The organism is Aeromonas finlandensis, from assembly GCF_000764645.1.
In the GTDB taxonomy this organism is placed as follows: Bacteria; Pseudomonadota; Gammaproteobacteria; order Enterobacterales; family Aeromonadaceae; genus Aeromonas; species Aeromonas finlandensis.
Genome location: NZ_JRGK01000283.1, coordinates 1 through 6,449, shown reverse-complemented (window position 1 = coordinate 6,449; position 6,449 = coordinate 1). Strand labels below are relative to the sequence as shown.

Here is a 6,449-nt window from a genome sequence, read left to right as displayed (position 1 = left end):
GGGTTTTTTATTGGCTGATATTCAGAAAATCGCTTGAATTAGCCTTCCCTCTTCCCGCAATTCAATAAAATCTCCCATAAAGCGCCAAAAGAACCTCTATTTTCTGTTCGATATTTGCTCGTTGGCTCAATGGGTTGGATATAAAAAACACAGAATGTGATGCCTCTACCTTTCTTGTGATACCTGCTCTGGTTTAATTCTACAGTCCACATTGATGGACCAAGGAATCACAATAATTTAAGGAATAGACCCATGTTCAAAAGAACAGTAACGATGATGCTGGCGGCGGGAACCCTGGTATTAGGCGGTTGCGCATCCAATGGTGGTGCAGAGCAAGCCGCGGCAGACAACAGCGACTTCGGTGGTAAGTCCATCTACCTGCGTGGGGAGATGAACGACTGGATGGCGACTGATGCGAGCAAGGTGGTCAAGGTAGCTGACAAGCTCTACATGGCCAAAGGCACCCTCAAAAAAGAGTGGGCGCCCTACAAGTTCAAGTTTGCTGACTCCGGTTGGAGCTGCGGTACCAACTTTGGCTATAAGAGCCCGAGTGACGGTGTTGCTGTATTGGGCGGTGAGGCTGTGCCGGTCAACCCCTGCTCCAAGTATGAGGACATGAAGTTCTCACCGGATGCCGATGGCGTCTACGAGTTCTATCTGAATATGGCGGGTGAAACTCCGACCGTTTACGTCAAGAAGCCCTGATCTATCTCTGAGTGTTAAATCTCTCAGTAAATTAATCAGTTAAGTGCCCTGGCCCAGAAATCTGCTGGCCGGGGCATTTTTTTAGGTTAGAATCGGCGCCCTCATGGCATCAGGTGTACTATATGTTGTGCCATTTATTTTGGGTGGCACTATTAGTTGTGTTCTCTGCTGTTGTCATGATGTTGATGCATTCACATAAGGTTGATTGAAAATGGCTAAATCGAACCCGGTGCTGGAGAGTGAGCTTGGCTCCCGCCTTATCCCTATGCAGGAAACGTCCCTCGAGATTTGGGATAGCAAGTATCGCCTCAAGAACAAGGATGGCACTCCCATCGACAGCTCTATCGATGAGACTTATCAGCGGGTAGCCCGTGCGTTGGCAGAGCAGGAGTTGGAGCCGGAGGCCTGGTTTGAGCCGTTCCTGTGGGCGCTGCGCAATGGTGCCATTCCGGCTGGCCGCATCACCTCCAATGCGGGGGCTTTTGAGCACAAGCCTGCCACTTCAACCATCAACTGCACTGTCTCCGGTACCATCGAAGATTCGATGGACGATATCCTCGGCAAGGTGCACGAGGCGGGTCTGACCCTGAAAGCCGGTTGTGGTATCGGCTATGACTTCTCGACTCTGCGCCCGCGCGGTGCCTTTGTCTCCGGTGCCGGGGCCTACACTTCCGGCCCGCTCTCCTTCATGGATATCTATGACAAGATGTGTTTTACCGTCTCGTCAGCCGGTGGTCGTCGCGGTGCCCAGATGGGCACCATGGATATCCGCCACCCCGATGTTATCGAGTTTATTCAGGCCAAGCGTGAAGATGGTCGCCTGCGTCAGTTCAACCTCTCCCTGCTGATCACCGAAGATTTCGTCAAGGCGGTGAAAGAGGATGCGCCCTGGTCACTGATCTTCCCCTACACCGCCAAAGAGGTGGAGCAGGATGGCATTGCGCTGGACAATCCCGCTCAGGTGCTATGGGCCGACTGGCCCAACAAGGAAGGGGTGGTGTTCAACGCGTGGGGTCAGGTCGCCTGCAAGGTCTACAAGACCATGCCAGCCCGCAAGCTGTGGAATGTCATCATGACCTCCACCTATGACTATGCAGAGCCCGGCTTCATCTTGATCGACAAGGTCAACCAAATGAACAACAACTGGTTCTGTGAAGAGATCCGCGCGACCAACCCCTGTGGCGAGCAGCCGTTGCCGCCCTACGGCGCCTGTCTGCTCGGCTCGGTCAATCTGACCAAGTTTGTGCGCGACCCGTTTACTGAACAAGCGGCGTTCGATTGGCAGGCGTTTCGCAAGGTCGTGGCCATCTTCACCCGTATGCTCGACAACGTGGTGGAGATCAACCAGCTGCCGCTGGCCAAGCAGCGCGAGGAGATCACAGCCAAGCGCCGTCACGGCATGGGTTTCCTGGGTCTGGGCTCCACCCTGACCATGCTGCAGATCAAGTACGGCTCTGCCGCGTCCGTCGCTTTTACCGAGCAGGTATCCCAGGAGCTGGCGATGACCGGCTGGCAGGAGTCCCTGCGTCTGGCCAAAGAGAAAGGTTCTGCCCCCATCATGGAGCAGGAGTTCGAAGTGACCGGCAAGATGCTGCGTCTGCGCCCGGAAATGGCGGCTGATGGCATCAAGGTGGGTGACAAGGTGAAGGGCAAGGTGCTGCATGCGCGCTATAGCCGCTATATGCAACAGGTTGCCGAGGTGGATCCTGCGCTGGTCGCCGAGCTGGCCGAAGCCGGTGGCCGCTTTACCCATCACAGCAGCATCGCGCCGACCGGCACCATCTCCCTGTCACTGGCCAACAACGCCAGCAACGGTATTGAGCCGAGCTTTGCTCACCACTACAGCCGTAACGTCATCAAGCCGGGCAAGAAGAGCAAGGAGAGCGTAGACGTCTACTCTTTCGAGCTGCTGGCCTACCGCGAGCTGGTGAACCCGGCCGCCATGCCTTACAGCGAAGAGGAGGCGAGCCGTCTGCCGGACTATTTCATTACTGCCGATGACATCACCCCGGCCCAGCACGTGGACATTCAGGCGGCGGCCCAGCGCTGGATCGACTCCTCCATCTCCAAGACTGCCAACGTGCCGACCGATTTCCCCTTCGAGCAGTTCAAGGACATCTACATGTATGCCTCGGACTCCGGCCTCAAGGGCTGCACCACCTTCCGCTTCAACCCGGAGGCCTTCCAGGGCGTGCTGGTGAAGGAGAAGGATCTGGAGAACACCCTGTACGATTTCACCCTGGAAGATGGTTCCGTCATCTCCGTCAAGGGTAACGAAGAGATCGAATACGATGGCGAGCTGCACACTGCCGCCAACCTCTACGACGCCTTGAAAGAAGGCTATTACGGTAAATTCTGAGAACGACATTATGGTCAAGAAGATCGACAAGAAAATCGTCGCCTACAAGGTGCGTACCAAGGATGAGCCGCAAGAAGAGCTGGCCCCGCAGGATGACGTGGTGCACATGCACGAAACCGTGCTGCGCCCGGAGCGGCTGATGGGTACTACCTACAAGCTGAAGACGCCGGAGCATGTCTCCGAGCATTCGCTGTTCATCACCATCAATGACATAATTCTCAACGAGGGCACGGTTCACGAAACCCGCCGTCCGTTCGAGATCTTCATCAACTCCAAGAGCCTGGAACACTACCAGTGGATCGTGGCGCTGACCCGCATCATCTCGGCGGTGTTCCGCAAGGGTGGGGATGTCACCTTCCTGGTGGAGGAGCTGCGCTCGGTGTTTGATCCCAAGGGCGGTTACTGGAACAAGGGCAAGTATGTGCCGTCGCTGATTGCCGAAATCGGCAACGTGATTGAGAGCCATCTTACCGAGATTGGCATGCTCAAGGCGCCGGGACTGGACGAGCATCAGCAGGCGTTTCTGGCCGAGAAACAGGCCGAGCTGAAGGCAGCTCAGGAGGCCGAAGAGCAACAGGCGAATAGTGGTTTTCCGGCCAATGCCGCGCTCTGCTACAAGTGCCACACCAAGGCGCTGGTGCTGAAGGATGGTTGCATGACCTGCCTCAACTGCGGCGACTCCAAGTGCGGCTGACAGGCGTATCCAAGTAGTTGAACGATAGAAAAAAGACCGGCCACAGCGCCGGCCTTTTTATTGCTGTTTTTATGTTCAAACGCATGAGGTGGCTAAGTGATTTGTTGCGTGATAGTAAAATCGGGCGTAGCGTTGGGGGTAATAAAACTGTCACGGCCGTGTGGTTTCAATGACATCTGAGATTCACACACGTGGCCCTTCAGTGCCAAGGAGGATGCTTATGGACAATACGGACCGAAAGCTGTTTATCCTGGATACCAACGTTCTGCTTCACGAACCCCTCGCTATCTACTCCTTCAAAGAGCACGACGTGCTCATCCCCATGACGGTGCTGGAAGAGCTCGATAACATCAAGGATCGCAACAAGGATGTCAGCCGCGACGCGCGGGTGGCCATTCGTGCGCTGGAAGATGTGTTCCGCGATGCAACGCCGGAGCAGATCACCCAGGGCGTTCCGCTGGCTGGGGAAGCGAGCGGCAATATCTGCATCTTCAGCGATCACCATCTGCCGCAGGATGCCGAGGTCTTTACCGACAAGGAGGCCGACAACCGCATCATCAACGCGGCCCTCTATCTGCAAAAGCATGAGTTGAAGCGTCAGGTGGTGCTGGTCACCAAAGACATCAACATGCGCCTCAAGGCCAAGGGGGCCGGGCTTGCCCATGTTGAAGACTACCGCAGCGACCAGCTGATCGACGATATCCGCCTGTTGGCCAAAGGCTTTCAGGTGGTGCCCGGCAGCTTCTGGGAGCGGGTTGGCGAGTGCGAGAGCGAGACCCATGGCCGCGATACCATCCATGTGATCGATGCCAATCTGCTGGAAGGGGTTCACGTCAACCAGTACCTGATCGACGAGGAGAACTTCTTCGCCGCCCGGGTGCTCAGCCACGATGGCAACAAGATCCGCATCAAGGATCTGGGGCGCGAGCGGCTGATGTCCCGCAAGGCGTGGGGTGTCCATCCCAAGAACGTCTATCAGGGGATGGCCCTCGATGCCCTGCTCGATCCGCACATCGATCTGGTGATCCTGACCGGCCCGGCCGGTTGCGGCAAGACCCTGCTGGCAATGGCAGCAGCACTGGAGCTGGTGATTGAGAAGGGCATTTACGAGAAAGTGATCGTCACCCGGAATACCCCGGAAATTGCCGAAAGCATCGGCTTCCTGCCCGGCACCGAGGAGGAGAAGATGATGCCCTGGCTGGCGGCGGTGACCGATACGCTGGAGGTACTGCACAAGCAGGACGAGAACATGAGTGGTTCGCTCAGCTACATCATGGAGAAGGCCAATATCCAGTTCAAATCGGTCAACTTCATGCGTGGGCGCAGCATCCAGAACACCTTCGTGCTGCTGGATGAGTGCCAGAACCTGACCGCGTCCCAGATCAAGACCATCATTACCCGTTGCGGCGAGGGCACCAAGATCGTCTGCTCTGGCAACCTGGCCCAGATCGACTCCAACTACCTGAGCCCGGTGACCTCCGGCCTCACCTACATCGTCGAGCGTTTCAAGGATTTCGACGGCAGTGCCAATATCTTCCTCAACGGCGTGGTGCGCAGCAGACTGGCCTCCTTTGCCGAGGAAAACCTCTGATCCCGGCCGATAAGAGCATGCAAGAAGGGGAAGCCAGTCGGCTTCCCCTTTTTCATCCTGCCCATTGGCGGCTCGTTATGACATCTGCGCACGACCCAGGTAGCGCAACAACCCGGGATGATCGCTGTGTTGCAGGATCTCTGGCTTGCCTTGCAGGGCGATGCGTCCCTCATCGACAAAGAGCACCTGATCGGCGATAAGCTGGGCATCTTCCGGCATGATAGGGGGAGACCATCAGCTTGTTGGCCATCCACTATGGCGCGAGAGCGCGACCAAGGTAGCGCAACAACCCGGGATGATCGCTGTGTTGCAGAATATCCGGCTTTCCTTGCAGGGCGATGCGTCCCTCGTCGACAAACAGTACCTGATCGGCGATGAGTTGCGCATCCTCCGGATTGTGGGAAACCATCAATACGGTGATGCCCTGTTCGCAGGCGAGGCGGGCCACTTCGGCCAGCATCTCCCGGCGCAGGGCGGGATCGAGGGCCGAGAAGGGTTCATCCAGCAGCAGCAGCGGCTTGCCCCGCACCAGTGCGCGGGCCAGTCCGACCCGCTGTTGCTGGCCGCCAGAGAGCTGTTCAGGCTGGCGATCTAACATCTCGCCAAGACCAACCCGCCCGGCCGCATCTATCACCTGTGCCCGCTGGGCGGCACTCAGGCGCAGACCCGGGTGCAGACCGATGGCGATATTGTCGAACACCGACAGGTGGAGGAACAGGTTGTGATCCTGAAACAGGGTGGTGACCGGTCGCTCGGCGGGGCCCAGTGGCAGCAGATTTTCACCATCGAAACTGAGGCGGCCTGATTCCACCGGCACAAAGCCGGCGATCATCCCGAGCAGGGTCGATTTGCCTGCGCCGCTTGGGCCGATCAGCGCGGTGATCTCCCCCTTTGGCAGGGTCGCGCTGAAGCTGACGCGCCAGTCGGGATAGCTGGTAGCAAGCGTATCAATGTTCAGCATTTTTTCCTCCAAGCCCCCGTTCCACCAGCCAGAACAGGGAGAAACAGAGTGTGAGCAGCAGCAGGGCGGTGGCGGCCGCTTCAGTCAGCCGGTAGCTGCCGAGCTGTTGATAGAGCAGCCAGGGCAGGGTGGTGAGCTC

At 57.2% G+C, this 6,449-nt stretch carries 6 protein-coding genes; 4 read left to right on the top strand and 2 right to left on the bottom strand.

Annotated elements, in window-relative coordinates; genetic code table 11:
• The first annotated feature begins 252 nt into the window (after positions 1 to 252).
• The 4 genes from LD28_RS0116810 to LD28_RS0116795 all read left to right on the top strand — a co-directional run bounded on the left by LD28_RS0116810 (position 253) and on the right by LD28_RS0116795 (position 5,349).
• Positions 253 to 705, top strand: a complete 453-nt coding sequence (locus tag LD28_RS0116810; RefSeq protein ID WP_033138087.1) for an early set domain-containing protein — start codon at positions 253 to 255, stop codon at positions 703 to 705.
• Between the two features lie 211 nt (positions 706 to 916).
• Positions 917 to 3,064, top strand: a complete 2,148-nt coding sequence (locus LD28_RS0116805) for an adenosylcobalamin-dependent ribonucleoside-diphosphate reductase (protein WP_033138086.1) — start codon at positions 917 to 919, stop codon at positions 3,062 to 3,064.
• A gap of 10 nt (positions 3,065 to 3,074) precedes the next feature.
• The gene (locus tag LD28_RS0116800) at positions 3,075 to 3,758 is read left to right on the top strand and encodes a TSCPD domain-containing protein (protein ID WP_033138085.1); all 684 of its coding nucleotides are present in this window, start codon (positions 3,075 to 3,077) and stop codon (positions 3,756 to 3,758) included.
• Positions 3,759 to 3,978: 220 nt separating this feature from the next.
• The gene (locus tag LD28_RS0116795; RefSeq protein WP_033138084.1) at positions 3,979 to 5,349 is read left to right on the top strand and encodes a PhoH family protein; all 1,371 of its coding nucleotides are present in this window, start codon (positions 3,979 to 3,981) and stop codon (positions 5,347 to 5,349) included.
• Positions 5,350 to 5,424: 75 nt separating this feature from the next.
• Here LD28_RS0116795 and LD28_RS23165 read toward each other — a convergent pair whose 3' ends face one another.
• Positions 5,425 to 5,568 (bottom strand): hypothetical protein, encoded by a 144-nt coding sequence (locus LD28_RS23165; RefSeq protein ID WP_420911718.1) that lies wholly within the window; start codon positions 5,566 to 5,568, stop codon positions 5,425 to 5,427.
• Positions 5,569 to 5,602: 34 nt separating this feature from the next.
• Positions 5,603 to 6,310 (bottom strand): thiamine ABC transporter ATP-binding protein, encoded by a 708-nt coding sequence (thiQ, locus tag LD28_RS0116790; RefSeq protein WP_033138083.1) that lies wholly within the window; start codon positions 6,308 to 6,310, stop codon positions 5,603 to 5,605.
• Between the last annotated feature and the right edge of the window lie 139 nt (positions 6,311 to 6,449).